General features: G+C 66.6%; 22 protein-coding genes. 14 read left to right on the plus strand and 8 right to left on the minus strand.

Going from position 1 to position 25,958, the window contains the following annotated elements:
• Positions 1-152: 152 nt before the first annotated feature.
• From ASE31_RS03850 to ilvA, 3 genes are read right to left on the minus strand one after another with little or no spacing between them, the layout of a single operon-like run.
• Positions 153-719 (minus strand): histidine phosphatase family protein, encoded by a 567-nt coding sequence (locus ASE31_RS03850; RefSeq protein ID WP_255357665.1) that lies wholly within the window; start codon positions 717-719, stop codon positions 153-155.
• Between the two features lie 10 nt (positions 720-729).
• Complete coding sequence (locus ASE31_RS03855) at positions 730-1,536, minus strand: adenosylcobinamide-GDP ribazoletransferase (protein WP_057200183.1); 807 nt, start codon at positions 1,534-1,536, stop codon at positions 730-732.
• 28 nt (positions 1,537-1,564) lie between these two features.
• Positions 1,565-3,124, minus strand: a complete 1,560-nt coding sequence (ilvA, locus tag ASE31_RS03860) for a threonine ammonia-lyase, biosynthetic (RefSeq protein WP_057200261.1) — start codon at positions 3,122-3,124, stop codon at positions 1,565-1,567.
• A 380-nt stretch (positions 3,125-3,504) separates the two neighbouring features.
• Between ilvA and ASE31_RS03865 the strand changes: the two genes are divergently transcribed.
• The gene (locus ASE31_RS03865; protein WP_057200184.1) at positions 3,505-3,954 is read left to right on the plus strand and encodes an OsmC family protein; all 450 of its coding nucleotides are present in this window, start codon (positions 3,505-3,507) and stop codon (positions 3,952-3,954) included.
• 36 nt (positions 3,955-3,990) lie between these two features.
• On the opposite strand, the gene coq7 is transcribed toward ASE31_RS03865, so the two are convergent.
• Complete coding sequence (coq7, locus tag ASE31_RS03870) at positions 3,991-4,608, minus strand: 2-polyprenyl-3-methyl-6-methoxy-1,4-benzoquinone monooxygenase (RefSeq protein WP_057200262.1); 618 nt, start codon at positions 4,606-4,608, stop codon at positions 3,991-3,993.
• 329 nt (positions 4,609-4,937) lie between these two features.
• Here coq7 and ASE31_RS03875 point away from each other — a divergent pair, with 329 nt between their 5' ends.
• The 8 genes from ASE31_RS03875 to ASE31_RS03910 all read left to right on the plus strand — a co-directional run bounded on the left by ASE31_RS03875 (position 4,938) and on the right by ASE31_RS03910 (position 15,101).
• Positions 4,938-5,987, plus strand: a complete 1,050-nt coding sequence (locus ASE31_RS03875) for a porin (RefSeq protein ID WP_057200185.1) — start codon at positions 4,938-4,940, stop codon at positions 5,985-5,987.
• A gap of 495 nt (positions 5,988-6,482) precedes the next feature.
• A complete protein-coding gene (locus ASE31_RS03880; protein WP_057200186.1) occupies positions 6,483-8,063 on the plus strand; it encodes an ABC transporter substrate-binding protein in 1,581 nt (526 codons plus the stop codon).
• Positions 8,064-8,197: 134 nt separating this feature from the next.
• On the plus strand, positions 8,198-9,178 hold the full coding sequence (locus ASE31_RS03885; protein ID WP_057200187.1) for an ABC transporter permease: 981 nt from the start codon (positions 8,198-8,200) through the stop codon (positions 9,176-9,178).
• A gap of 1 nt (position 9,179) precedes the next feature.
• Positions 9,180-10,397 (plus strand): M20 aminoacylase family protein, encoded by a 1,218-nt coding sequence (locus ASE31_RS03890; protein ID WP_057200188.1) that lies wholly within the window; start codon positions 9,180-9,182, stop codon positions 10,395-10,397.
• Between the two features lie 70 nt (positions 10,398-10,467).
• Positions 10,468-12,045 carry an ABC transporter substrate-binding protein gene (locus ASE31_RS03895; RefSeq protein WP_057200189.1) on the plus strand — a complete coding sequence of 526 codons (1,578 nt, stop codon included), beginning with the start codon at positions 10,468-10,470 and terminating at the stop codon, positions 12,043-12,045.
• A 112-nt stretch (positions 12,046-12,157) separates the two neighbouring features.
• On the plus strand, positions 12,158-13,069 hold the full coding sequence (locus ASE31_RS03900) for an ABC transporter permease (protein WP_007856606.1): 912 nt from the start codon (positions 12,158-12,160) through the stop codon (positions 13,067-13,069).
• 26 nt (positions 13,070-13,095) lie between these two features.
• Positions 13,096-14,076 (plus strand): ABC transporter ATP-binding protein, encoded by a 981-nt coding sequence (locus ASE31_RS03905; RefSeq protein WP_057200190.1) that lies wholly within the window; start codon positions 13,096-13,098, stop codon positions 14,074-14,076.
• The gene (locus ASE31_RS03910) at positions 14,073-15,101 is read left to right on the plus strand and encodes an ABC transporter ATP-binding protein (RefSeq protein ID WP_057200191.1); all 1,029 of its coding nucleotides are present in this window, start codon (positions 14,073-14,075) and stop codon (positions 15,099-15,101) included. Before ASE31_RS03905 ends, ASE31_RS03910 begins: the two co-directional genes overlap by 4 nt.
• Before the next feature lie 80 nt (positions 15,102-15,181).
• On the opposite strand, the gene ASE31_RS03915 is transcribed toward ASE31_RS03910, so the two are convergent.
• Positions 15,182-15,796, minus strand: a complete 615-nt coding sequence (locus ASE31_RS03915; protein WP_057200192.1) for a TetR/AcrR family transcriptional regulator — start codon at positions 15,794-15,796, stop codon at positions 15,182-15,184.
• A gap of 110 nt (positions 15,797-15,906) precedes the next feature.
• Here ASE31_RS03915 and fabF point away from each other — a divergent pair, with 110 nt between their 5' ends.
• Positions 15,907-17,232 (plus strand): beta-ketoacyl-ACP synthase II, encoded by a 1,326-nt coding sequence (fabF, locus tag ASE31_RS03920; RefSeq protein ID WP_200961063.1) that lies wholly within the window; start codon positions 15,907-15,909, stop codon positions 17,230-17,232.
• Between the two features lie 15 nt (positions 17,233-17,247).
• Here the strand turns inward: fabF and ASE31_RS03925 are convergent, their stop codons facing one another.
• Positions 17,248-18,093: a MurR/RpiR family transcriptional regulator gene (locus ASE31_RS03925; RefSeq protein WP_057200264.1), complete on the minus strand. Its 846-nt coding sequence runs from the start codon at positions 18,091-18,093 to the stop codon at positions 17,248-17,250.
• 270 nt (positions 18,094-18,363) lie between these two features.
• On the opposite strand from ASE31_RS03925, the gene ASE31_RS03930 reads away from it, so the two are divergent.
• The 4 genes from ASE31_RS03930 to tal are packed head-to-tail and all read left to right on the plus strand — an operon-like array spanning position 18,364 to position 23,680.
• Positions 18,364-19,377, plus strand: coding sequence for an ABC transporter substrate-binding protein (locus tag ASE31_RS03930; protein ID WP_057200193.1), 1,014 nt, complete (start codon positions 18,364-18,366; stop codon positions 19,375-19,377).
• The gene (locus tag ASE31_RS03935) at positions 19,377-21,611 is read left to right on the plus strand and encodes an iron ABC transporter permease (RefSeq protein WP_057200194.1); all 2,235 of its coding nucleotides are present in this window, start codon (positions 19,377-19,379) and stop codon (positions 21,609-21,611) included. The genes ASE31_RS03930 and ASE31_RS03935 overlap by 1 nt, the downstream gene beginning before the upstream one ends.
• 31 nt (positions 21,612-21,642) lie before the next feature.
• The gene (locus ASE31_RS03940; RefSeq protein WP_057200265.1) at positions 21,643-22,707 is read left to right on the plus strand and encodes an ABC transporter ATP-binding protein; all 1,065 of its coding nucleotides are present in this window, start codon (positions 21,643-21,645) and stop codon (positions 22,705-22,707) included.
• A 25-nt stretch (positions 22,708-22,732) separates the two neighbouring features.
• A complete protein-coding gene (gene tal, locus ASE31_RS03945; RefSeq protein ID WP_057200195.1) occupies positions 22,733-23,680 on the plus strand; it encodes a transaldolase in 948 nt (315 codons plus the stop codon).
• Positions 23,681-23,704: 24 nt separating this feature from the next.
• On the opposite strand, the gene ASE31_RS03950 is transcribed toward tal, so the two are convergent.
• Both ASE31_RS03950 and ASE31_RS03955 read right to left on the minus strand, forming a co-directional pair.
• Positions 23,705-25,114, minus strand: coding sequence for a sensor histidine kinase (locus ASE31_RS03950; protein ID WP_057200266.1), 1,410 nt, complete (start codon positions 25,112-25,114; stop codon positions 23,705-23,707).
• A gap of 40 nt (positions 25,115-25,154) precedes the next feature.
• On the minus strand, positions 25,155-25,883 hold the full coding sequence (locus ASE31_RS03955; protein ID WP_057200196.1) for a response regulator transcription factor: 729 nt from the start codon (positions 25,881-25,883) through the stop codon (positions 25,155-25,157).
• Positions 25,884-25,958 lie beyond the last annotated feature (75 nt).

A 25,958-nucleotide genomic window follows, 5' to 3' on the forward strand; every position in this document is an offset into this window, starting at 1 on the left:
GGGCGTTTTGACGCGCCCTTCGGGCAAGGCCAAAAAATTCCCAGCCTCTGACCCTTCCGGGGCTCAGCAGGCCTCGGGCGTGGACGCCCGTGCTTTCATGGTTTGCTTCTGCTTACCCTGCGGGTCTGTTGGTATTTTGCCAATAAGGGCCTTCATCCCAGGTCGACGGTATCCCATTCACCCCAGGCGGGGGCATGCACGGGCCATTGGTCGGCGTATGGTGTGGCGTTGTCGCCATGGCGCAGCAGCCAGTCCACGCAGCGGGCCACGCCCGCATGGGTGAGCCACACCGCATGGGCCAGGCCGGCGGCCCGCGCCGCCGCCTGCGTGTCTTGCAGGGCCTGGGCCACGCGCTCCAGCATGTCCGCCAGCGGCTCGCCGTCGCCCGGGCGGTGGTGGGCGAAGTCGGCGGTCCAGGCATCGATGTCGGCCTTGGCCAGGCTGCTCCAGGCGCGGCCCTCCCAGGCGCCGAAATCCATCTCGCGCAGCCGGGCGTCGGGCCGGGGTTGCCAGTCGGGGCGGTTGGCCTGCACGGCCTGGGCGAGCTGCACGCACCGCTGCAGGGGTGAATGCCAGACCAGTGCCGGGCCGGGCAGGGCCTGGCCCAGGTGCTGTGCACAGGCCAGGGTGGGGGCACTCTCTGCCGGCATGTCCAGCATGCCGTAGCAGGTGCCAGTGGCCACCACGGGCGGCGCATGCCGCACCAGCCAGAGCTGCACGGCCAGGCCCTCAGCCCGGCCCCAGGGCCAGCGCGGCACCCAGGTAAAAGCCGATCTCGCCGATCTGCTGGGTGGCGCCCAGGCAGTCGCCGGTAAAGCCCTGCAGGCGCCGTGCGAACCACCGGGCCATCCAGGCCGCGCCCAGAGCGCTCAGCGTGACGGCGGCGAGGGTGATGGCCGTGGAGCTCCAGAACCAGGCCAGCGCCAGCGGGGGCAGGCACCAGGCCGCCGCCACCACCAGCGCCGCGCCGGTGATCTGGTCGGCCAGCGGCTTGCTCTTGGAGCGGGCGGTATCTCCCACATGCGGCAGGCGGCGCACGATGAACAGCGGCCACAGGCGCGACAGCACATGCCCGCCCACCAGGGCCGCCAGCGCCGTGGCCAGGCCGTGCACGCCGAGCAGCGCCAGCAAGCTCACCTTGGCCAGCAGGGCCAGCACCAGCGCCATGGCGCCGAAGGCGCCGACGCGCGAATCCTTCATGATGTCCAGCGCCCGTTCGCGGTCGTAGCTGCCGCCCAGGCCATCGGCCACGTCGGCCAGGCCATCCTCATGGAAGCCCCCGGTGAGCAGCACCGTGGCCACGGTACAGAACACTGCCGCCACGGCCGGGGCCAGCGGGTTGGGCGCCAGGGCCATTGCCAGCGCCGCGTACACCCCCGCCGCCACAGCCGCAGCGAGCCAGCCCACGCCGGGCAGGTGCGCGGCGCTGGCACGCAGCATGGCGGGGCTGAAGCCCACCCAGCCGGCCAGCCGCCCGGTGACCGGGATGCGGGTGAAGAACTGCACGGCCAGCAGGTAGTGGCGCAGGGCTTGCATGGGGTGGCGCGGTGCTTGCCCTCTGCGCCTATTTGGCGCGCAGGAACAGGCGGTAGGCCGGGTTCAGCGTTTCTTCCACATAGGGGTAGCCCAGGGTGGCGAGGAAGGCGTCGAAGGTGGCCGAATCTTCGGGCGGTACCTGCATGCCCACGAGGATGCGGCCGTAGTCCGCGCCCTGGTTGCGGTAGTGGAACAGGCTGATGTTCCAGGTCGGCTGCATCAGGCTCAGGAACTTGAGCAGCGCGCCGGGCCGCTCGGGGAACACGAAGCGCAGCAGGCGCTCGTCCTGGGCCAGCGAAGAGTGTCCGCCCACCAGGTGGCGCAGGTGCTCCTTGGCCAGTTCGTCGTGCGTGAGGTCCAGCGCACCGAAGCCGTGCTCCGTGAAGATCTGCGCGAGTTTTTTCGATTCGCCCTTGCCCTGGGCCGTGAGGCCCACGAACACATGGGCCTCGGCCGAGTCGCTGATGCGGTAGTTGAACTCGGTCACGTTGCGCGGGCCGCCGGGCAGGGCGCCCACCACCTCGCAAAAGCGCCGGAAGCTGCCGCGCTCTTCGGGGATGGTCACGGCCAGCAGGGCTTCGCGCTCCTCGCCCACCTCGGCGCGCTCGGCGACGAAGCGCAGGCGGTCGAAGTTCATGTTGGCGCCGCACAGGATGGCGGCGTAGGTCTCGCCCTCGGTCTGGTGCGTTTCCACGTACTGCTTGATGGCCGCCACGGCCAGCGCGCCCGAGGGCTCGACGATGCTGCGCGTGTCCACGAACACGTCCTTGATGGCCGCGCAGACGGCATCGGTATCCACCGTGATGAACTCGTCCACCAGGCCGCTGGCGATGCGGAAGGTTTCCTCGCCCACCAGCTTGACGGCCGTGCCGTCGGAGAACAGGCCCACGTCGGCCAGCGTGACGCGTTCATGCGCCCGCACGGACTGGATCATGGCGTCCGAGTCGTTCATCTGCACGCCGATGACCTTGATCTCCGGGCGCACGGCCTTGATGTAGTTGGCCACGCCGCTCACCAGGCCGCCGCCGCCGATGGCCACGAACACCGCGTCCAGGCGATTGCTGCCCAGGCGCTGCAGCTGGCGCAGGATCTCCATGGCGATGGTGCCCTGGCCAGCGATCACGTCCGGGTCGTCGAACGGGTGCACGAAGGTCAGGCCTTCCTTGGCCTGCAACTCGGCAGCGTGCTGGTAGGCGTCGGAATAGCTCTCGCCATGCAGCACCACCTCACCACCCAGCGTGCGCACGGCATCCACCTTGACCTGGGGCGTGGTGGTGGGCATCACGATCACGGCGCGGGCGCCGAGCTTACTGGCGCTCATGGCCACGCCCTGGGCATGGTTGCCGGCCGAGGCGCAGATCACGCCACGCTGCAGCTGGCCGGGGGTGAGGTGCGCCATCTTGTTGTAGGCGCCGCGCAGCTTGAAGCTGAACACCGCCTGCTGGTCCTCGCGCTTGAGCAGCACGCGGTTCTTCAGGCGGCGGCTCAGGTCGCGGGCCGGCTCCAGGTCCGACTCGATCGCCACGTCGTACACACGGGCGGTGAGGATTTTCTTGAGGTAGTCGGCGGGGGTCAGGTCGTGGGTCATGGCAAGGGGCAGGCTGTGGCGCGCGCCGCCCATGCGGGCGGGGCACACATCATAGGTGTTAGAACCTGTTCAGGTTCTTGGTCCTTGCCGCCCGGGATGCAGGCGGTGCCGATGGTCCCGTCCGGGCAAAAAAAAGCCCCAGGCCGCAAAGCCCGGGGCTGAATCCATCCTTTGAGGAGATGGAGGAGACAATCGGCGCGTTGGAGGTGGCGGAGATATCTCTCCAGAACCTGTCCCTTTTCGATAAAAGGGCAACGCATGGCGCAATATTAGCGCAGAGGATGCTGCGATGCAGCAAAATCCAACGCATTTTTTGGAGTGGCCCGTCCATTTCGTGAAAAAAGCCACGTTTTTTGATGAACTACTGAGGAGAAACACACATGGAATGCACAGTCAGCTGGACCGGCGGCGCCGGTACCCGCTCGGGAATGGGGTTTGTGGCGGAAACCGGCAGCGGCCACGTCCTGACCATGGATGGCGCGCCCGATGCGGCCAACCCGGCCAATGGCGGGCAGAACCTGGCGCCCCGCCCCATGGAGACCGTGCTGGCCGGCACGGGCGGCTGCACCGCCTATGACGTGGTGCTGATCTTGAAGCGCGGGCGCCACGACGTGCGCGGCTGCAGCGTCAAGCTGACCACGGAGCGCGCGCCGGTCGATCCCAAGGTGTTCACGAAGATCCACATGCAATTCACCGTGACCGGCAAGGGCATTCCCCCCGCCGCCGTGGAGCGCGCGATCGCCATGAGCCACGAAAAATACTGCTCGGCCAGCATCATGCTGGGCAAGACGGCCGAGATCACCACCGGCTTCGAGGTCTTGGAGGGCTGAAGCCTCTTTTCCTGGGCACCCGCGCAGACGCCAGCGTCAGATGTGGTGTGCCGTGGTCGTCATGACCTTGGCGGCGGCCCGCATAAGGGCGCGGGCCGGTGCCGGCAGCACGGTGGCGCCTTCGGCCAGGGCCTGCGCGGCATGGCGCTCCTCGTCGTCCTTCATGCGCGCCACCACGGCGCGCGAGGCCAGGTCCTCAGCAGGCAGGCGTGCCAGGTGCCTCTGTAGGTGGGCGGCCACCTGATTCTCGGTTTCTGCCACAAAGCCCAGGCTGACCTGGTCGCTGACCTTGGCCGCCACGAGGCCCAGGGCGAATGCCCCCGCGAACCACAGGGGGTTGAGCACACTCGGCCGGGCGCCCAGGGCGTCCAGCCGCTCCTGGGTCCAGGCCAGGTGGTCGGTTTCTTCCCGTGCCGCCGCGAGCAGGTGCTGGCGCAGCGGTTCATCGCGGGTGACGGCTGCCTGGGCGGTGTAGAGCGCCTGCGCACAGACTTCGCCCACGTGGTTGACGCGCATCAGCGACCCCGCCAGCTTCCGCTGTGCCGGGGTCAGTACGGCCTCGGCATGGGCGGTGGCGGGGGATGCGTGCGATGCGCGGGGTGTTGCAAAAAGGGTGCGCAAGGCGTTGTCGGCGGCGGTCAGGAAGGCGTCCATGGCGGGTGTGAGGGGAGGATGGATGTGGAAACAGGTGTTGCACATGGACACAAATGCCGCCATGCCAAAAAACGGCCGGAAGGCACTTTGCTGGTGCACAGGTGGGGGATTTTGCCGGGGTGCACTGAAATGTTGCAACACTGCAACGAAATCTCCCTTTCGGGCCAATTGTGGGTGAATTCCTTTGCGAAACGGGTCGGGCTCTGGTGCAATAAGAACAACTTCCCCACCAGGAGGTTGGCCCGGGGAACCGGCGGGACTGAGCAGGTGCAAGGCACTCCTAGACCCCCCGTACCGGCGCCCTATGTTTAACCTTGGAGTAACTCGCAATGAAAAAATCCCTGATTGCCCTGGCTGTGCTGGCTGCTTCCGGCGCTGCAATGGCTCAATCGTCCGTGACGCTGTTCGGCGTGGTTGACGCAACCTACGCCTACGGCAACGGCAGCGTGGCCAACCGTTCGCAACTGACGAACTCCGGCTACAACAGCAGCCGTCTGGGTTTCCGCGGCGTTGAAGATCTGGGCGGTGGCCTGTCTGCTTCGTTCTGGCTGGAAGCCGGCCTGACCAACGACGACGGCCGTGGCGGTTCGACCAACACCAACAACCAAACCACCGGCGCTAACAGCAACGGCGGTCTGGTGTTCAACCGTCGTTCGACGGTTAGCCTGAACGGCGGCTTCGGTGAAGTGCGTCTGGGCCGTGACTACACCCCACAATTCTGGAACCTGACCGTGTTCGATCCGTTCGGCACGAACGGTGTTGGCACGACCCAAACGCTGAACTCCAGCCTGGGTGGCCCAACCACCATCCGCGCTTCGAACGCCATCGGCTACTTCCTGCCAGGCAACCTGGGCGGTTTCTACGGCCAGGCACAGTACTACATGGGTGAAAACCTGAGCAACGTTGCCAACAAGAAGGACGGCAACGGCCTGGCACTGCGCGCTGGTTGGGCCAACGGCCCCATCAATGTGGCTCTGGCCGTGTCACAAACCAAGTTCCTGAACGCCGACATCAAGGCTTGGAACCTGGGTGGTCAGTATGACTTCGGCATGGCCAAGGTCATGGCTCACTACAACAGCGACGACATCAAGAACGGCGCTGAAGGCCGAGGCTGGCTCATCGGTGGTCTGATCCCCGTGGGCGCTGGCGAAATCCGTCTGGCTTACTCCACGTACGAAGTGGACGTCGCTGGTCCTGACCCACGTAGCAACAAGTTTGCCCTGGGCTACGTGCACAACCTGTCGAAGCGCACCGCTGTGTACGCTACCGCAGCTGCTGTGAAGAACAAGAACGGCGCCGCTCAAGCTCTGAACGGTTCCGTGACTGCAGCTGGCCGCAACTCCAGCGGTTACGACTTCGGTATTCGCCACAGCTTCTGATATTGACGGTTGGCTATATGCCAGCCATCAATGGACGAATACAAAAAAAGCCGCCTTCGGGCGGCTTTTTTTATTTCCGATGCTCATTGTTTTTATTGCGCGCCGCCATCGATTGGCAAATGGGTTGCACTGGTCGGGCATTTTGAATGGGCCGACAAGTATCTCCCCTGGCCACGTGGCGCAAGGGTGATTGCGCGGGTGGAGGGTGGCTTGTGCAGGGGGCGGTGGCGGCCTTGCCTCGGCCCGGCAGAGCGGAAACCCCCAAGCCGTGGGCTGCCGTGGTGCAAATGCCCGGATCCAGGCCCTGCAAGGCCTGCCGACCGATCACCCAGTGGTCGTGAAGGGCGGCATGGGGCTGGCACCTTACTTGCATGCCAATGGGCTTCACCGGGGCACAAATAGTCCCTCGCGAGGGGGCGGGATTCAGGGATTTCCCGTTGGCCGATGGCCGCTATTTACTGCATAGTAAAACTTTTACATTGTTGAAGAGGTTTCATGAAACTCAATCTCAGCCTGCTGTCGATTGCCGCAGCTGCCGCCATGCTGATGGCCACGGGAGCGCATGCCAAACCATTCAAATGGGCGAGCCAGGGCGAAATCGCTACGTGGGATATTCATTCCCAAAACAATGCATTGCAAAACGGCATCCATGCCAATGTGTATGAAAGCCTGGTGTACTACAACAGCAAGACTTTCGAGGTGGAGCCCGTTCTGGCAACCGCCTGGAAGGAAGTGACCCCCACGCAGGTGCGTTTCACGCTGCGCCAGGGCGTCAAGTTCCATGATGGCTCGGCGTTCACTGCCGACGATGCCGTGTACTCGCTGCAGCGGGCCATGGCCAAGACCTCCAACTTCACACCCTACGTGCAGGGCATCAGCAAGGTCAACAAGGTCGATGCACAGACCGTTGACATCATCTTGTCGGCTCCCAACCCCGTGCTGCTGCGCCAGATGACCGAGTTGCGCATGATGAGCAAGGCCTGGGCCGAAAAGAACAAGTCCGTGGAACCCAAGGACATCAAGGGCACGGACGAGAATTTTGCCCACCGCAATGCCATGGGCACGGGTCCCTACACGCTCGACTCCTGGCAGCCCGACGTGAAGATGGTGTTCAAGCGCAACCCCAACTGGTGGGGCAAGATGGACGGCAACGTGACGGAGATCGTCTACACCCCCATCAAGTCGGCTGCGACCCGCATCGCCGCGCTGCTCTCGGGTGAGGTGGACATGGTGCTCGACCCCGCACCCCAGGACCTGGGCCGCCTGCGCCAGGACACCAACCTGAAGGTGATCGACGGCCTCGAAAACCGCACCATCTTCCTGGGCATGGACCAGTTCCGCGAAGAGCTGCCCGGCTCCAACGTCAAGGGCAAGAACCCGCTCAAGGATGTCAAGGTGCGCAAGGCGCTGTACCAGGCCATCGACACGGCCGCGCTGGAGCGCGTCACCCTGCGCGGCCTGGGCAAGCCCACCGGCACGCTCGTGGCACCGCAGGTGGCAGGCTACACCGAAGCCGTGGGCAAGCGCTTCCCCTACAGCGTCGATGCCTCCAAGAAGCTGCTGGCAGAAGCCGGCTACCCCGATGGCTTCGAGGTGGACTTTGCCTGCCCCAACAACCGCTACATCAACGACGAAGCTATCTGCCAGGCCGTGACCGCCATGTGGTCGCGCATCGGCGTGAAGGCCAAGCTGCGCACGCTGCCGCTGGTGACCTATTTCCCCATGATCCAGCGCTACGAAGCCAGCATCTACATGCTCGGCTGGGGCGTGCCGACCTTCGACGCGCTGTACAGCCTGCAATCGCTGGTGCGCACCGTGGGCCAGGGCGGTGACGGCAACTACAACGTGGGCCGCTACAGCAACCAGCGCATGGACTACCTGGTGGACCGCATCAAGGCCGAGACCGATGCCCCCGTGCGCACCCGCATGCTGACCGAGGCGCTGCAACTGTCCAACGACACCGTCTCGCACATTCCCCTGTATGACCAGGTGATCCCATGGGCCATGAAGAAGAACATCGAGGTCGTCCACCGCGCCGATAACCGCGTGGACATGCGTACGGTCAAGGTGAACTGATCTATCCTTGCAGAGGGAGGGCAAGGGCCTCAGGGGCCTTTGCTCTCCCTGGTTTTTTTTCGACACGACCCCCACGAGCGCCCCGCCACCAAAAGTGGCCAAGGCGTCCCATCGAATACACACTCGACTCTCTGATGCTTGCCTTTATTTTGCGCCGCCTGATCCAGGCCGTGATCGTCATGGTCGCCGTGGCCTTCATCTCCTTCATGCTGTTCCAGTACGTCGGAGACCCCGTGGTGTTCTTGCTGGGCCAGGACGCAACCCCCGACCAGATCCGAGAATTGCGCGTGGCGCTGGGCCTGGACAAACCTTTCTTCGTGCAGTTCGGCCACTTCCTCGTGAATGCGGCCCAGGGCGAATTCGGCCTGAGCCTGCGCCAGGGCGCCAAGGTCTCGCGCCTGATCGCCGAGCGCTTTCCCGCCACGCTGGAGCTGTCGCTGGTAGCGGCCGTGATGGCCCTGGCGATCGGCGTGCCCATGGGCGTGTACGCGGCCTTGAAGCGCGGCACCTTCACCAGCCAGCTGTTCATGACGCTGTCGCTGCTGGGCGTCTCGCTGCCCACCTTCCTGATCGGCATCCTGCTGATCCTGGTGTTTGCCGTGCACCTGGGCTGGTTCCCGAGCTTCGGTCGTGGCGAGGTGGTGCAGATGGGCTGGTGGAGCACTGGCCTGCTCAAGGCCAAGGGCTGGCACCACATCGTCCTGCCGGCGGTGACGCTGGCGATCTTCCAGCTCACGCTGATCATGCGCCTGGTGCGCGCTGAAATGCTGGAGGTGCTGCGCACCGACTACATCAAGTTCGCGCGCGCCCGGGGCCTGTCCAACCGGGCCATCCACTTCGGCCATGCGCTCAAGAACACGCTGGTGCCCGTGATGACCATCACCGGCCTGCAGCTCGGTGGCCTGATCGCCTTTGCCATCATCACCGAAACCGTGTTCCAGTGGCCTGGCATGGGCCTCTTGTTCATCCAGGCCGTGACCTTTGCCGACATCCCCGTGATGGCCGCCTATCTGTGCCTGATTGCCCTGATCTTCGTGGTCATCAACCTGGTGGTCGATCTGCTGTACTTCGCGGTCGACCCGCGTCTGCGCGTGGGCAAGGCGGGAGGCCATTGAAATGCAGGTGCCTCGACTCAAGGCGGGCGGCCGTGCCTTTGCGCACATCGCCCAGTTCCATCCGGAGCTGACGGCCCTGCGCCGCGACCTGCACGCGCACCCCGAACTGGGCTTCGAAGAGGTCTACACCGGTGCCCGGGTCAAGGAGGCGCTCAAGGTCTGCGGCGTGGACGAAATCCACGACGGCATCGGCCGCACCGGGCTGGTGGCGGTGATCCGCGGGCGCAGCACGGCCAGCGGCTCCATGGTGGGCCTGCGTGCCGACATGGACGCGCTGCCGCTCACCGAGCACAACGACTTTTCCTGGAAGTCCTGCAAGCAGGGCCTGATGCACGGCTGCGGCCACGACGGCCACACAGCCATGCTGGTGGGCGCCGCCCGCTACCTGGCCGAAACCCGCAATTTCGACGGCAAGGCTGTGCTGGTGTTCCAGCCCGGCGAGGAAGGCTTTGCCGGCGCCCGCGTGATGATGGAAGACGGCCTGTTCGAGCGCTTTCCCGTGCAGTCGATCTTCGCCATGCACAACTGGCCGGCCATGGCGCCCGGCACGGTGGGCCTGAACTCCGGCGCCATGATGGCGGCGGCCGACCGCATCACCATCGAGATCACCGGCCGCGGCGGCCATGGCGCGCACGCCTACCAGACGGTGGACGTGATGCTGGTGGCCGCGCACATCATCACCGCCGCGCAGACCATCGTCTCGCGCAACGTACGCCCGCTCGATGGCGCGGTGGTCAGCCTGTGCGCCATGCAGGCCGGTGACCTCGGGGCCTTCAGCGTGCTACCGGGCTCGGCCACGCTGGTGGGCACCGTGCGCACCTTCAATCCGCTGGTGCAGGAGATGGTCGAAAAGCGCCTCAAGGAGCTGTGCAGCGCGATTGCGCTGGGCTTCGGCGCCACGGCCACAGTGCACTACGAACGCATCTACCCGGCCACCATCAATTCCGAGGACGAGGCGCTCTTCGCCGGCAACGTTGCCGAATCGCTGCTGGGCGCGGACCACGTGGTGCGCGACCTGGAGCCCAGCATGGGCGCCGAGGACTTCTCCTTCATGCTGCAGGACAAACCCGGGGCCTACCTGCGCATAGGGCAGGGCACGGGCGCCAGCGGCAGCGCGCTGCACAACAGCCGCTACGACTTCAACGACGACATCCTGCCGCTGGGCTCGGCACTGCATGCCAGCCTGATCGAGCAGGCCATGCCCCTGCCCACGCTCTGACGGAGCAGCAGGTGCCGGCGCCTTTTTCCCCTTGTACCGTCACCCCCCTTTCACCCACCAGGAGCATTGCATGACATTCCAGAAAAAAATCGCCATGACGGCCTTGTTTGCCGCGCTGGCAGCGTCCAGCGTGGTGTCCCATGCGCAGACCATCCGCGTGGCCAACCAGGGCGACTCGCTGTCCATGGACCCGCATTCGCTCAACGAATCGCTGCAGCTGAGCGTCACCGGCAATGTCTACGAGCCGCTGGTCGGCCGCAACAAGGACCTGAGCCTGGCCCCGGCCCTGGCCACCAGCTGGAAGCAGACCTCCCCCACCGTGTGGCGCTTCGAGCTGCGCAAGGGCGTGCAATTCCATGACGGCACCCCCTTCACGGCCGACGACGTGCTGTTCAGCTTCGCCCGCACCCAGGTCGAAGGCTCGGACATGAAGAGCTACACCAACGACTTCAAGGAAGTGCGCAAGATCGACGACCACACCGTCGAGATCGAAACCAAAAGCCCCTTCCCCATCCTGCCCGACGTTGTCTCGCTGGTGTACATGATGAGCAAGAAGTGGTGCGAGACCAACCAGGCCACCGTCCCCGTGGACCGCCGCAAGGGTGTCGAGAACGCCGCATCGTTCAAGGCCAACGGCACGGGTCCCTTCCGCCTGCGCGAGCGCCAGCCCAACGTGCGTTCGGTGTTCACGCGCAACGGCAGTTACTGGGGCAAGATCGAAGGCAACGCCACCGAAGTGGTGTTCACCCCCATCGGCAACGATGCCACCCGCGTGGCGGCCTTGCTGTCGGGCGAAGTGGACGTGATGGAGCCGGTGCCCGTGCAGGACATCGACCGCGTCAACACCAGCGCCAACACCCGCGCCATCACCGGCCCCGAGCTGCGCACCATCTTCCTGGGCATGGACCAGAAGCGCGACGAGCTGCTGTATTCCAACGTCAAGGGCAAGAACCCCTTCAAGGACAAGCGCGTGCGCCAGGCCTTCTACCAGGCCATCGACATCGAAGGCATCAAGAAGACCGTGATGCGTGGCGCTTCCAACCCGTCCGCATTGCTCGTGGGCCCCGGCATCAACGGCTTCCAGCCCGATGCCAAGCGCCTGCCCTACGACGTGGAAGCCGCCAAGAAGCTCATGGCCGAAGCCGGCTATCCCAACGGCTTCGAAGTGTCGATGAACTGCCCCAACGACCGCTACGTGAACGACGGCCGCATCTGCCAGACCGTGGCTGCCAACCTCTCGCGCATCAACGTCAAGATCAACCTGCAGGCCGAGACCAAGGGCACCTACTTCCCCAAGATCCTGCGCCGTGACACCAGCTTTTACATGCTGGGCTGGACGCCTGCCACCTACGACTCGCACAACGCCCTCAATGCGCTGGTGGCCTGCGTGGACGACAAGGGCACGGGCCAGTTCAACCTGGGCTCGTACTGCAACCCCAAGGTGGACGAGCTGACCAAGAAGATCCAGTCTGAGACCGACAAGACCAAGCGCAACGCCATGATCAAGGAAGCCTTCGACATCCATGCCGCCGACGTGGGCACGCTGCCCCTGCACCAGCAGGCGCTGGCCTGGGGCGTGAGCAAGAAGGTCACGCTGGTCCAACTGGCCGACAACTTCATGCCCTTCAAGTGGATGAGCATCAAGTAAGCCCGCTGCAGTTGACCGAGTTAGTGAGTTAGTTAGAGACGGACATTTCAGCAGACAGCCACCACGACCGCTACCCGCGCCGTGCGTGCTGTCTGCCCACTGGTTTCCCACAATGAAAACAACCCTTGCCCGCTGGTTTGACAGCGACGTTGGCTACAGCTTTCGCACATCGCCAATGGCCATCGTCGCGGCAGTGATCGCCCTGATATGCCTGTTCTGCTCCCTGTTTGCAGGATGGGTCGCCCCCCACAACCCCTTTGACCTGGCGACGCTGGAACTCGGCGACGCCCGGTTGCCCCCCGCCTGGATTGCGGAGGGCTCCATGAAATACCCCCTGGGCACCGACGACCAGGGGCGCGACATCCTCTCGGCGCTGATCTACGGCGCCCGCATCTCCCTGGTGGTGGGCTTCGCCTCGGTGCTGCTGTCGGTGGTCGTCGGCGTGGCCTTCGGCCTGCTGGCCGGCTTTCGCGGTGGCTGGATCGACGCGGTGCTCATGCGCCTGTGCGACGTGATGCTGTCCTTCCCCGCCATCCTGGTGGCGCTCTTGATCGCAGGCGTCGGCCGGGCGCTGTTCCCCAACGCGCACGAGTCGCTGGCCTTCGGGGTGCTCATCATCTCGATCTCGCTGACCGGCTGGGTGCAGTACGCGCGCACCGTGCGCGGCTCCACCCTGGTCGAGCGCAACAAGGAATACGTGCAGGCTGCCCGCGTCACGGGCGTTTCGTCGCTGCGCATCATGCGCAAGCATGTGCTGCCCAACGTCATGGGGCCGGTGATGGTGCTCGCCACCATCCAGGTGGCCACCGCCATCATCACCGAGGCCACGCTGTCCTTTCTGGGCGTGGGCGCCCCGCCCACCTCGCCATCGCTGGGTACGCTGATTCGCATCGGCAACGATTACCTGTTTTCCGGTGAGTGGTGGATCACGGTGTTCCCCGGCGCCATGCTGGTGCTGATCGCTTTGTCCGTGAACCTGCTGGGCGACTGGCTGCGCGACGCACTCAACCCGCGCCTGCGTTGAACAAGAACAAGAAAAGCGATATTCCCATGAGTCTTCTTGAAGTCAAAAACCTCGTTGTCGAATTCCCGAGCCGCCGCGGTACCCTGCGCGCCCTGGACGACATCTCCTTTTCCATTGCGCCCGGCGAGATCCTTGGCGTGGTGGGAGAGTCCGGCGCGGGCAAGTCGCTCACCGGCGCGGCCATCATCGGCCTGCTCGAACCGCCGGGCCGCGTGGCCTCCGGCCAGATCCTGCTGGAGGGCCAGCGCATCGACAACCTCAGCAACGACCAGATGCGGCACATCCGGGGGCGGCGCATCGGCGCCATCTTCCAGGACCCGCTGACCTCGCTGAACCCGCTGTACACCGTGGGCCGCCAGCTCACCGAGACCATCCTCGCCCACCTGCCCGTGAATGCCGCCGAGGCGCGCCAGCGCGCCATCGCGCTGCTGCAGGACACCGGCATCCCGGCTGCGGCCGAGCGCATTGACCACTACCCGCACCAGTTCTCGGGCGGCATGCGCCAGCGCGTGGTGATCGCCCTGGCCCTGGCGGCCGAGCCCAAGCTCATCGTCGCCGACGAGCCGACCACGGCCCTGGACGTTTCCATCCAGGCGCAGATCATCACGCTGCTCAAGAACATCTGCAAATCGCGCGGTGCCGCCGTCATGCTGATCACGCATGACATGGGCGTGATCGCCGAGACCTGCGACCGCGTGGCCGTGCTGTACGCCGGCCGCGTGGCCGAGATCGGCCCCGTGCACGATGTCATCAACAAGCCCTCCCACCCCTATACCAGCGGCCTGATGGCCTCCATCCCCGACATGGCGGTGGACCGTGAACGCCTGAACCAGATCGACGGAGCCATGCCCCGCCTCAACGCCATCCCCAAGGGCTGCGCCTACAACCCGCGCTGCCCCAAGACCTTCGACCGCTGCATGGTCGACCGCCCCGACCTGATGCCTGCCGGTTCCACCCGTGCGGCCTGCTGGCTGCACGCCCCTGCCACGGCGGAGGTGTCCGCATGAGCGCCGTGCCTTCCACCACCGCAAGCCCCGGCAAGCCGCTCGTGCAGGCGCACGACCTGGCCAAGACCTTCGACGTCTCCGCCCCCTGGCTCAACCGCATGATCGAGCGCAAGCCGCGCACCCTGCTGCATGCGGTGGACGGCGTGAGCTTCGAGATCGAAAAGGGCAAGACCCTGGCCCTGGTGGGCGAGTCGGGCTGCGGCAAGAGCACCGTGGCCCGCCTGCTGGTGGGCCTGTATGAGCCCACGCGCGGTGGCCTCACCTTCGACAACCAGGACGCCCACGCCGCGTTCAAGGGCAACGATGCGCGCGCCATGCGCCGGCGCATCCAGATGATCTTCCAGGACCCCTACGCCAGCCTGAACCCGCGCTGGCTGGTCGAGGACATCATTGGCGAGCCGCTGCGCGAGCACGGCCTGATCACCGACAAGGCCGAGCTCAAGCAGCGCGTGGGCGAGCTGCTGAAGTCGGTGGGCCTGTCGCCGCTGGACATGGTCAAGTACCCGCACCAGTTCTCGGGCGGGCAGCGCCAGCGCATCTCGATTGCGCGCGCCCTGGCCACCGAGCCCGAGTTCCTGGTGTGCGATGAGCCCACTTCGGCGCTCGACGTGTCGGTGCAGGCGCAGGTGCTCAACATCATGAAGGACCTGCAGCGCGAGCGCCACCTGACCTACCTGTTCATCTCGCACAACCTGGCCGTGGTGCGCCACGTGAGCGACCAGGTCGGCGTGATGTACCTGGGCCGCCTGGTGGAGCTGGCCGACAAGCACACCTTGTTCGACCACCCGCGCCACCCGTATACGCGCATGCTGCTCGACGCCATTCCCAAGATGCACGACACTGGCAAGGCCCGCACCCCTGTGCAGGGCGAGGTGCCCAACCCGCTCAACCCGCCACCCGGCTGCGCCTTCAACCCGCGCTGCCCGCATGTGAACGACCGCTGCCGCACCGAGCGCCCCCAGTTGCTGAACATCGGCGGCATCCGCATTGCCTGCCATGCGGTGGAAGAGGGGCGCATCCAGTAAGTGCTGGCACGCCGTGCCGGTGCATGATCGGGCTCCTGCGGGAGCCCTTTCCAATGGGGGCTCCTGGCGGTACTGGTCTTTCAGGGGCGCTTGTGCTCGGCAATCAGGTGATTGCGCAGCGTGGCCAGGATCTCGTCGGACAGCGCCGGCCGCCCTGCGGCGGTGGCGCGGGCCAGCACCAGACCGCCCACCATGGTGGCCAGCATCTGCATGGCGCGTTCGCAGCCCTCAGCACTTGGCTTGCTTGCGTCTTTAGCCTCCAGGCCCTCGATCACGCGCGCAAAGCGCTCGATGTTGCGTTCTATGCCCTGGGCAAACACTTCGGACAGGTCGCTGCCCGCCCTGGCTGCGTCCACTGCCAGCGCGGCTGCCGGGCAGCCCTCTCCCGGGTGGTCGCGGTGTTGGGGCGAGAGGTAGCTGGTAACCCGCGCCGCCAGGCCCTGGGGACCGGTGCCCATGACTGCGCCCATGCCGTCAAGCGGCGCAATCGACCAGTCGAAGGCGCGCGCGCAGGCTTCGCGCACCAGCGCATCCTTGTTTTCAAAGTGCCGGTACAGGCCGCCGTGGGTCAGGCCCGCATCGCGCGTGATATCGGCCACGCCCACCCCCGCCAGGCCGCGCTCGCGGTACAGGCGCGCCGCCGCATCCAGAATGCCCTGGCGGTTTTCTGCGGCCTGCGCCTTCGAGACTTTCATGGTGGAAACCTCTTTTTGATGATGGTCGTACGCAAAATGCGCCAACACACTTATGATGACGCCCGCAATCATAAATGCGTGGCCTGCGCCGCGCACTGAAAGGGTAAGCGATGGTGAATGAACTCAAGGGAACCCAGGAACCGGGCCAGGGCATGCGCCTGCCGCGTGTGGTGATCACGGGCATGGGCCTGGTCTCGCCCCTCGGAGTAGGGGTGGAACTGGCCTGGCGCCGCCTGCTGGCAGGGGCCTCGGGCCTGCGCCGCCTGCCCGATGCGGTGGTGGAGGGGCTGGCGGCCAAGGTCGGTGGCGCGGTGCCCACGAAGGAGCAGGACCCCGAAGGCGGCTGGGACCCCGATACCGTCGCTAGCTCCAAGGACCAGCGCAAGATGGACCGCTTTATCCCCTTCGCCCTGGGCGCCGCACAGCAGGCTCTGGCGCAGGCCGGCTGGGCGCCGACAGGAGAGCGCGAGCAGCAGCGCACGGCCACCGTGATCGCCTCGGGCATAGGGGGCTTCGGTGCCATTGCCGAGGCCGTGCGCACCACCGACACGCGCGGTCCGCAGCGCCTGTCGCCGTTCACCATCCCGTCCTTCCTGGTCAACCTGGCGGCCGGCCAGGTCTCCATACGCCATGGGCTCAAAGGGCCCATCGGTGCCCCCGTGACGGCCTGCGCGGCCAGCGTGCAGGCCATTGGCGACGCCGCGCGCATGATCCGCTGCGGCGAGGCCGACATTGCCGTCTGCGGTGGCACCGAGGCCACCATCGACCGCGTGAGCCTGGGCGGCTTCGCGGCGGCCAAGGCGCTGTCCACCGGCTTCGCGGAGCATCCCGAGCAGGCATCGCGCCCCTTCGATGCGGGCCGCGATGGCTTCGTGATGGGCGAGGGCGCGGGCATGCTGGTGATCGAATCGCTGGAGCATGCGCTGGCGCGCGGCGCCACGCCGCTGGCCGAGGTCGTGGGCTATGGCACCTCGGCCGACGCCCACCACATCACCTCCGGCCCGGAGGACGGCGATGGCGCGCGGCGCGCGATGGAGATCGCGCTGGCCCAGGCGGGCCTGGCGGCCAGCGAGGTGCAGCACCTCAACGCCCATGCCACCTCCACCTACGTGGGCGACCGGGGCGAGCTCGCTGCCATCCGGCGCGTGTTCGGCACCGGAAAATCGGTAGCCATCGCCTCCACCAAGGCGGCCACGGGCCACCTGCTGGGGGCGGCCGGGGCCGTGGCGGCCATCTTCACCACGCTGGCCCTGCGCGACCAGATCGTGCCCGGCACGCTGAACCTGGAGCAGCCCGATGAACTGGCCGAGGGGCTGGACATGGTGGCCCTCAAGAGCCGCCCGATGGCGCTGGAGCACGCCATGCTCAACGGCTTTGGTTTTGGTGGTGTGAACGCAACGCTGGTGCTCAAGCGCTGGGCACCGGCCGCTGCGTAAAAGGCAAGGGGCTGCCTACGCGTAGCGTTTGGCGCGCAGGTTCTCTTTCATCTGCTGCAGGATGGGTTGCAGCGGCGCGCCGATGCGCAGGGCCACGCAGGTGGCCAGCACGTCGATGATCAACAGGTGCATGAGCCGCGACACCATGGGGCTGTAGCGGTCGTAGCCTTCGGGGTGGTCGGCGGCCAGGTGGATCTGGCAGGTGCTGGCCAGTGGCGAGCCGCTGGCCGTGATGGCGATGGTGGTGGCGCCGTTCTTGCGCGCGATGTCGGCCGAATCCATCAGGTCGCGCGTACGGCCCGAGTTGGAGATGATCACCAGGCAGTCACCCGGGCCGAGCAGGGTGGCGCTCATCACCTGCATGTGGCCGTCGCTGGTGGCGATGGACGTCACGCCCAGCCGAAAGAACTTGTGCTGCGCATCCTGGGCCACGATGCCCGAATTGCCCACGCCATAGAACTCGATGCGCCGCCCCGTCTTCCAGGTGGCGGCGATGGCTTCGGCCGCACGCTCCAGCGCCACGGTGCTGGCGGCATTGCGGTACTGCAAAAAGGCGGCCACGGCGTTGTCCACCACCTTCACCAGCACGTCGCCGGTCTTGTCGTCGGCATCCACGCTGCGGTGGATGAAGGGCACGCCCTCGCTCACGCTGCCCGCCAGCTTGAGCTTGAAGTCGGCCAGGCCGTCGTAACCCATGCTGCGGCAAAACCGCACCACGGTGGGCTTGCTCACATGGGCGCGCTCTGCCAGCTCGCGCACGGGCAGGCGCGCAAAGCTGCGCGGGTCGGCCAGCACGAGCTTGCCCACGCGCTGCTCGGCCGGGGCCAGGGAGGTCAGGGAGGCGGTGATGCGGTCCAGCATGTCAGCAGCCCCCGCGGCCACAGGCCGAACGGCGCCCGGTGCCGCAAGGTCCGGCAGGGCGCACAGGTGCGGGAGTTGATGCGTGTGTGTTCATGGAGGCCTGTATGACAGGAATTGATGGTAACTGGGTTCCATCAATTTTGGTAACTGCGGTTCACGCTCGGGCGTGAATCACAGGTCTCGTTATCCCGCTGGCCCTTGGCAATGGAGTTCACTACGATGTTTGTCATTAAACTGTCACAAATCAAACGACTCCAGAGAGACAACTCCATGCAGAAATTCCTCGTGGGTACCGCCCTTGCCCTGGCCGCCTCCGGCGCCATGGCCCAGAGCCAAGTCAACATCATCTGCTCCGTGCAGGCCGAGTGGTGCAACCTGATGTCCACCGTGTACGCCAAGACCACGGGCACCAAGGTCAACATGACGGCCAAGGGCTCGGGCGAGGCCCTGGCCCAGCTCAATGCCGAGAAGGCCAACCCCAAGACCGACATCTGGTTCGGCGGCACGGGCGACCCGCACCTGCAGGCGGCCGAGCAGGGCCTGACGCTCGAGTACAAGTCGCAGCAACTCACGCAGCTGTACCCCTGGGCACAGAAGCAGGCGGCCGACTCCAAATACCGCACGGTGGGCGTTTACCTGGGCCCGCTGGGCTTTGGCTACAACAAGGAGTTGCTGGCCAAGCGCAAGCTCAACCCGCCCCAGTCCTGGGCCGACCTGCTCAAGCCCGAGTTCAAGGGCGAGGTGCAGATGGCCAACCCCGCCTCCAGCGGCACCGCCTACACCATGATTGCCACGCTGGTGCAGATCATGGGCGAGGAAAAGGCCTTCGACTACCTCAAGGCACTGCACCCCAACATCAGCGCCTACACACGCTCCGGCACGGCGCCGGTCAAGGCGGCGGCGCGCGGTGAGACCACGGTGTCCGTCAGCTTCGTGCACGATGTGACCACCGAGGCCGTGAACGGCTTCCCCGTGGGCTCGGTCACGCCCTCCGAAGGCACGGGCGCCGAAGTGGGCTCCATGAGCATCGTCAAGAACGGCCCCAATACCGAGGCGGCCAAGAAGTTCTATGAATGGGCGCTCACGCCCGGAGGCCAGCAGTTCGGCCTGGCGGCCAAACAGTTCCAGTTGCCCAGCAACACGCTGGTACCCAAGGATCCGCGCATGACGGACCCCTTGAAGATCAAGCTCATCAACTACGACTACGCCAAGTACGGCGCCAGCACCGAGCGCCGCCGCCTGATTGCGCGCTGGGAAAAAGACGTCCAGAACGCCGGGCGCTGATGTCGGCGCACGCTTTGCAGGCACCGCCGGCCGGCAGGCCCGCAGTCAACCAGCCTTTGTGGGTGTGGCTGGCCCTCGGCCTCGCGGGCTATGTGGCGCTGCCCTGGTATGCCCAGCAGGACGCCAATGGCCTCACCGTGCTGGGCCAGGTCTTCAGCCAGGCGCAGACGGGCAGCGGCCTCATGCAGGCCGCTGCCTTCGGGCGGCCCTGGCTCTGGCTGGCGCTGCTGGGGTTGGTGATCGCCGGCTTCGGCGCATTGCTGCCCGCCGGGCGCAGGCAGGGCGGTTTCCTGGTGCTGGGTGGCGGCCTGGGCCTCGTGTCCCTGCTGGTCAGCGGCTTTGCCATCGGCGCACGCGGCTGGGCTTTCGATGGGCTCAATGCCAGCTTTGGCGAACTCACCATGCGCCAGCCCGGCGTGGGCTGGGGCGGCTTCGTGGTCCTCACGGCCCTGCTGGTGCTGGCAGCGTTCGGCGTGGCGCGGCGCGGCTACTTCAAGGGCGACCTGTTCGTGGCTGCGGCTGTGCTCGGCATGGGCAGTCTGCTGGCGCTGTTCATCGTGTTTCCGGTGCTCAAGGCGCTCAGTGGCGCCTTCTTCCTCGAAGACGGCCCGTTCTCGCTGGCCGTGCTGTGGGAGCGCGTGGCGCACGAGCGCAACTTTGGCCTCGCGTGCCTGGCCGGCGGGCAGCGCTGCGGCGTGGCCTGGAACACGCTGTTCCTGGGCCTCATGACGGCGGCCAGCACCACGCTGCTCGGTACCTTCATGGCGCTGATGGCCGAGCGCGCCTCGCGCCGCTATGCACGGCCACTGAACATCGTGGCGCTGCTGCCCATCATCACGCCGCCCTTCGTCGTGGGGCTGGGGCTCATCCTGCTGTTCGGCCGCGCAGGCGTGTTCAACCAGTTCCTCGAATACGCCTTCGGCATCACGCCTTCGCGCTGGTTCTATGGCTGGCTCGGCGTGTGGGTGGCGCAGACCTTCGCCTTCACCCCCATCGCCTTCATGATCATGCGCGGCGTGGTGCAGGGCGTTGCGCCCAGCCTCGAAGAGGCGGCGCAGACCCTGCGCGCCAGCCCGCACCAGACCTTCATGACGGTGACCTTGCCGCTGCTCAAGCCCGGACTGGCCAACGCCTTCCTGGTGGGCTTCATCGAGAGCATGGCCGATTTCGGCAACCCCATCGTCGTGGGCGGGCAGTTCTCGGTGCTGTCCACCGAGATCTTCTTCGCCATCGTCGGGGCGCAGTACGACCAGGGGCGTGCGGCCTCGCTGGCGTGGATCCTCACGCTGTTCGCGCTGGCGGTGTTCGCCATCCAGCGCGCGCTGCTCGGACGGCAAAACTTCACCACCGTTTCGGGCAAGGGCGATGCAGGCATTGCCATGCCGCTGCCCACCGGCGTGCGCCGCGTGGTGCATTCGGTGGCGCTGCCGTGGATGGCCTTCACCCTCGTCGTCTACCTGTTCGCGCTGGCGGGCGGCTTCGTGCAGACCTGGGGCCGCGACTACACCGTCACGCTGAACCACTTCCGCACTGCGTTCAACGTGGAGTGGGGCGAGTTCGGCGTGGTCTGGGCCGGCACGGCCTGGAACTCGTTCTTCACCACCATCAAGCTGGCCGCGCTGTCGGCGCCGCTCACTGCCACGCTGGGTATCGGCATCGCCTGGCTGCTGGCGCGCACGGAGTTCCGGGGGCAGGGGCTGTTCGAGTTCTCGGCGCTGCTGGCCTTTGCCATCCCCGGCACCGTGCTGGGCGTGAGCTACATCCTGGCCTTCAACGTGCCGCCATTCGAGCTCACGGGCACGGCGCTGATCATCGTGCTGTGCTTCATGTTCCGCAACCTGCCGGTGGGGGTGCGCGCCGGCACGGCGGCATTCAAGCAGCTCGACCGCTCGCTCGACGAAGCCTCGCTGATGCTGCGCGCCGGCAGCGTGCAGACGCTGCGCCATGTGGTGCTGCCGCTGCTCAAGCCGGCCCTGGTGGCCGCGCTGGTCTACAGCTTCGTGCGCGCCATCACCACTGTGAGCGCGGTGATCTTCCTGGTCACGGCCGAGAACGAGCTGGCCACCACCTACATCATCGGCCGCGTGGGCAACGGCGACTATGGCGTGGCCCTGGCCTATTGCACGGTGCTCATCGTGCTGATGTCGCTGGCCATTGCCCTCATCCAGTGGCTGGTGGGCGAGCGCAAGCTGGGCCGGCGCTCCGGCGCGGCCGCCATGCCCGCCCCCCACTGAACCCATGCTGAATGCGGAGAGAAACGACACCATGAACAACAGCGGCGCGGGCATCGTGTTTCGCGACATCACCAAGCGCTACGGGACCGACGAATCTGCGCCCCTGGCGGTCAAGGGCATCAGCTTCGAGGTGCCGCGCGGCACGCTCACCACCATCCTGGGGCCCTCGGGCTGCGGCAAGACCACCACCCTGCGCATGATCGCGGGGCTGGAGTCGCCGACCTCGGGCGAGATCTTCATCGGCGGCAAGGACGTCACCACCCTGGGCCCGGCCCAGCGCAACGTGAGCATGATGTTCCAGAGCTACGCGCTGTTCCCGCACATGAGTGTGGTGGAGAACGTCTCCTACGGCCTGCGCATGTCCGGGCTGGCCAAGGACGTGGCGCGTACCAGGGCCGTGGAGGCGCTGCGCGGCGTGGGCCTGGTGGGGTACGACGACCGCCTGCCCAGCGAACTCTCGGGCGGCCAGCAGCAGCGCGTGGCCCTGGCGCGCGCCCTGGTGCTGGAGCCCGAGGTGCTGCTGTTCGACGAGCCGCTGTCCAACCTCGATGCCCGGCTGCGCCGCGAGATGCGCGAGGAGATCCGTGCGCTGCAGCAGCGCCTGTCGCTCACGGTGGCCTATGTCACGCACGACCAGGCCGAGGCCATGGCCGTGAGCGACCAGATCATCGTCATGGACCAGGGCCTGATCGCGCAGGCAGGCACGCCCCAGGCCCTGTACGAGACGCCGCGCACCGAGTTCGTCGCGGGCTTCATGGGCGAGGCCATGCTGTTCCCGGGAATCGCCCTGGCCGATGGCACGGTACAGCTTGGCCCGCTGGCGCTTCGCCCGCGCACCGCGGCCGCGCCGGGCCCGGTGAAGGTGGCGGTGCGGCCCGAGGCCTGGAGCATCCAGCGCCAGGGGATGGGCCTGCTGCCGGCCACGCTGCGCAAGCGCGCCTACCTGGGCGCAGTGCACGAGTACACCTTCGACACCGCGCTCGGCAGCATCTTCGTCGCCTCGGCAGACCTCGACGACGTGCTGGCCGTGGGCGACCAGGTGCAACTGGGCCTGGGCGTGCATGGCGTATCGGTGGTTGAAAGTAAAGGTGCCTGACACTGCGATGCGGAATAATGGGGGCATGAACCAACTCGACGCACTCAAACAGTTCACCACCGTGGTGGCCGACACCGGCGACTTCAAGCAACTGGCCCAGTTCCAGCCGCAGGATGCGACGACCAACCCGTCGCTGATCCTCAAGGCCGTGCAAAAGCCCGAGTACGCGCCACTGCTCACCGACACGGTGAACCAGTTCCGTGGCCGCCCGATGGACGAGATCATCGACCGCCTGATCGTGCGCTTCGGCCGCGAGATCCTGGCCACCATCCCCGGCCGCGTCTCCACCGAAGTGGATGCACGCCTGAGCTTCGACACGCAGGCCACCATCACCCGCGGCGAGCGCATCATCGAGCTGTACCAGGCCGAGGGCATCCACATCGACCGCGTGCTGATCAAGGTCGCCGCCACCTGGGAAGGCATCCAGGCGGCCGAAAAGCTCGAGCAGCGCGGCATCCACACCAACCTCACCCTGCTGTTCTCGTTCTGCCAGGCCGTGGCCTGCGGCCAGGCCAAGGTGCAGCTGATCTCGCCCTTCGTGGGCCGCATCTACGACTGGTACAAGAAGCAGGCCGGTGCCCAGTGGGACGAAGCCGCGCGTTCGGGCGCCAACGACCCCGGCGTGCAGTCCGTCGCGCAGATCTACCACCACTACAAGCACTTCGGCATCGCCACGGAGGTCATGGGCGCGAGCTTTCGCAACACCGGCCAGATCACCGCGCTGGCCGGCTGCGACCTGCTCACCATCGCCCCCGACCTGCTGGCCCAGTTGGCGGCCAGCGATGCGCCGCTGGCCCCCGCACTCGATGCCGCAGCCGCCAAGGCGATGGACCTGCCGGCGGTGAACTACGACGAGGCGGGTTTCCGCTACGCGCTCAACGAAGACGCCATGGCCACCGAGAAGCTGGCAGAAGGCATTCGCGGGTTTGCCGTGGATGCGATCAAGCTCGAGAAGCTGATCCTGTCGGCTTGATTTCGGGTCGCGCCGCTGCTGAGGTCAGGAGCGCGGCGCCGCCGCGCTGAGCGGTACCTTCAGGCCCACGCGCAGGCCGTGCGGCACCACCGGCTCGGCAGAGGTCTGGCCGGCGTGCTGCAGCGCGATCTCCTCCACGATGGACAGGCCCAGGCCACAGCCGCCGGGTTTGTCCGATCCGCGCCAGAAGCGCGCGAACATGTCGCGCAGGTGGGCAGGCTCCATGCCGGGTCCGTCATCCTCTACCGCCAGGGTGGCCATGCCCGCACCCGCAATGTCCACCCGCACCGTCACGGTGGCGCCGTGGCCTGCGTAGTGCAGGGCGTTGTCGATGAGGTTGTTCAGGGCCTCGCGCAGCAGCAGCGGGTGGCCTTGCACGGCCAGTTGTTCCTCGCCCTCGTAGCCCAGGTCCACGCCGCTGGCCACGGCGCGTGCGGCCCAGTCGCGGGCCACCTCGCGTGCCAGGGCTGGCAGGTCCAGCGTCTGCATGGCCACACTGCTTTCCGAACGCGCCAACTGCAGCAGCTGGTGCACCAGGTGGGCACTGCGCCTGGCGGCCGACAGCACCTTGTGCAGCCGCTCCTGGACGGCCGGCTCGCGGCTCTCGTGCAGCGCCAGCTCGGTCTGGCCGATCAGGCCGGCCAGGGGCGTGCGCAACTGGTGGGCCGCATCGTTGAGAAAACGCTTTTCCTTTTGCTGGCCGCGCGCCACGGTCTCCAGCAGGCCGTTGATGGTGCTGGCCAGCGAATGCACTTCCTGCGGGGCCGAGGTGAGCTCGATGGGCGGCAGCGGGTCGGCCGTGTTGTGCTTGCGTGCGCCGGCCTTCTCGATCTGCGCTTCCAGGCGCTTCAGGGGCTGCAGGCCGCGCAGCACACCGGCATACACCACGGCACTCAGTGCCAGGCCCATCAGGCCCATGGGCAGCAGCATCTGCGCGAGCAGTTCCTGTGCGATGCGCTCGCGCACCGTGAGGCTTTGCGCCACCTGCACGCGCAGGCGCTGGCGCGTCTGTGGCGTGCCGTAGTCCACGTCGAGCAGCGCCACGCGCACCGGGCGGTCATCTACATGCGCCTGGTACAGAAAGGGTTCGCCCACGTCCACGCTCACCGGCGGGGGCGGGGGCAACTGGGCATTGCCCAGCAGGAAGCGACCGGGCGGCGAAGACACCATGTAGGTGAGGCGGTCGGCCGGGTCCTGCTCCAGGATGTCCTGCGCTGCCTTCGGGAAATCGACCAGCAGGCCGTCGCCGATGGGCTTGATCTGCCGCGCCAGTGCGCGCACCGACTGGGTCAACGTCTGGTCGATCCCTTTCTCGCCGTTCTGCAGCGCGATGCGCCAGGCCAGAAAACCGCCCGAGAGCCACAGCACGAGCTGCGGCAGCAGCAGCCACAGCAGCAGCTTGCGTTGCAGGGAGACGCCGGGAATCGGGCGCATCATGGTCATCCGGGGGTGGGCACGAGCGCGGCGGTCGCGTTCATTCCGCAGGCTTGGCCAGCATGTAGCCCAGCCCGCGGATGTTGCGGATCACCAGGTTCGATGCATCGAGTTTTCTGCGCAGTCGGTGCACATACACCTCCAGCGCATTCGAGTTGAGCGGGGCTGCTGCGGCCTGCCCGGGCTCGGGCGGGCCCGCGCGCCAGGCGGCGAGCACATCGTCGCGCGTGACCACTTCGCCGCAGCGGTTCACCAGCAGCTCCAAAAGCTCCCATTCGCGCTGCGTGAGCTCCAGCGGCTCGCCGCCGAGCACCGCGCTGCGGTTGCCATGGTCGATCTGCAGGCTGCCGATGGCCGTGCTCGGCCCCCCTGAGGCGCTGCTGGCCTGCGTGAACGCGGGTTGCCGCGCGCGGCGCAGCATGGCCTGCAGGCGGGCCTGCAGCTCCTGCATGTTGAAGGGCTTGGTGATGTAGTCGTCGGCCCCGGCGTTCAGGCCGTGGATGCGGTCGTCGATGCCGTCGCGTGCGGTCAGAATCAGCACCGGCAGGCCGGCAATGTGGGTGCGCGCCCAGGTCAGCAGCTCCATGCCGTCCGCGCCGCCCGGCAGCCCCAGGTCGAGGATGATGCCGTCCACCGCCTGGCCCTGCAGCAAGGTGGTGGCCTCGGCCACACTGGAGGCGGTGTACACGCTGAACTCCAGTTGCTGGAGCTGGCCCGTCAGTGCGTCCAGCAGCAGTGCATCGTCTTCGACTATCAGGATGGTGGGCATGGATAGAGGATAACAAAGGGCATTGCGGCGAACCTGTCGCAGGGGCACACAGCAGGGAAAGCACCGAGTCGCAGG

It is taken from the genome of Acidovorax sp. Root217 (assembly GCF_001428645.1).
Taxonomy (GTDB): domain Bacteria; phylum Pseudomonadota; class Gammaproteobacteria; order Burkholderiales; family Burkholderiaceae_C; genus Acidovorax.

What these genes read in the sequence shown, in the direction of transcription:
- ASE31_RS03855 (WP_057200183.1), bottom strand. Translation starts at nt 1,536, where the DNA reads ATGCAAGCCCTGCGCCACTACCTGCTGGCCGTGCAGTTCTTCACCCGC.
- ilvA (WP_057200261.1), bottom strand. Translation starts at nt 3,124, where the DNA reads ATGACCCACGACCTGACCCCCGCCGACTACCTCAAGAAAATCCTCACC.
- ASE31_RS03865 (WP_057200184.1), top strand. Translation starts at nt 3,505, where the DNA reads ATGGAATGCACAGTCAGCTGGACCGGCGGCGCCGGTACCCGCTCGGGA.
- coq7 (WP_057200262.1), bottom strand. Translation starts at nt 4,608, where the DNA reads ATGGACGCCTTCCTGACCGCCGCCGACAACGCCTTGCGCACCCTTTTT.
- ASE31_RS03875 (WP_057200185.1), top strand. Translation starts at nt 4,938, where the DNA reads ATGAAAAAATCCCTGATTGCCCTGGCTGTGCTGGCTGCTTCCGGCGCT.
- ASE31_RS03880 (WP_057200186.1), top strand. Translation starts at nt 6,483, where the DNA reads ATGAAACTCAATCTCAGCCTGCTGTCGATTGCCGCAGCTGCCGCCATG.
- ASE31_RS03885 (WP_057200187.1), top strand. Translation starts at nt 8,198, where the DNA reads ATGCTTGCCTTTATTTTGCGCCGCCTGATCCAGGCCGTGATCGTCATG.
- ASE31_RS03890 (WP_057200188.1), top strand. Translation starts at nt 9,180, where the DNA reads ATGCAGGTGCCTCGACTCAAGGCGGGCGGCCGTGCCTTTGCGCACATC.
- ASE31_RS03895 (WP_057200189.1), top strand. Translation starts at nt 10,468, where the DNA reads ATGACATTCCAGAAAAAAATCGCCATGACGGCCTTGTTTGCCGCGCTG.
- ASE31_RS03900 (WP_007856606.1), top strand. Translation starts at nt 12,158, where the DNA reads ATGAAAACAACCCTTGCCCGCTGGTTTGACAGCGACGTTGGCTACAGC.
- ASE31_RS03905 (WP_057200190.1), top strand. Translation starts at nt 13,096, where the DNA reads ATGAGTCTTCTTGAAGTCAAAAACCTCGTTGTCGAATTCCCGAGCCGC.
- ASE31_RS03910 (WP_057200191.1), top strand. Translation starts at nt 14,073, where the DNA reads ATGAGCGCCGTGCCTTCCACCACCGCAAGCCCCGGCAAGCCGCTCGTG.
- ASE31_RS03915 (WP_057200192.1), bottom strand. Translation starts at nt 15,796, where the DNA reads ATGAAAGTCTCGAAGGCGCAGGCCGCAGAAAACCGCCAGGGCATTCTG.
- fabF (WP_200961063.1), top strand. Translation starts at nt 15,907, where the DNA reads ATGGTGAATGAACTCAAGGGAACCCAGGAACCGGGCCAGGGCATGCGC.
- ASE31_RS03925 (WP_057200264.1), bottom strand. Translation starts at nt 18,093, where the DNA reads ATGCTGGACCGCATCACCGCCTCCCTGACCTCCCTGGCCCCGGCCGAG.
- ASE31_RS03930 (WP_057200193.1), top strand. Translation starts at nt 18,364, where the DNA reads ATGCAGAAATTCCTCGTGGGTACCGCCCTTGCCCTGGCCGCCTCCGGC.
- ASE31_RS03935 (WP_057200194.1), top strand. Translation starts at nt 19,377, where the DNA reads ATGTCGGCGCACGCTTTGCAGGCACCGCCGGCCGGCAGGCCCGCAGTC.
- ASE31_RS03940 (WP_057200265.1), top strand. Translation starts at nt 21,643, where the DNA reads ATGAACAACAGCGGCGCGGGCATCGTGTTTCGCGACATCACCAAGCGC.
- tal (WP_057200195.1), top strand. Translation starts at nt 22,733, where the DNA reads ATGAACCAACTCGACGCACTCAAACAGTTCACCACCGTGGTGGCCGAC.
- ASE31_RS03950 (WP_057200266.1), bottom strand. Translation starts at nt 25,114, where the DNA reads ATGCGCCCGATTCCCGGCGTCTCCCTGCAACGCAAGCTGCTGCTGTGG.
- ASE31_RS03955 (WP_057200196.1), bottom strand. Translation starts at nt 25,883, where the DNA reads ATGCCCACCATCCTGATAGTCGAAGACGATGCACTGCTGCTGGACGCA.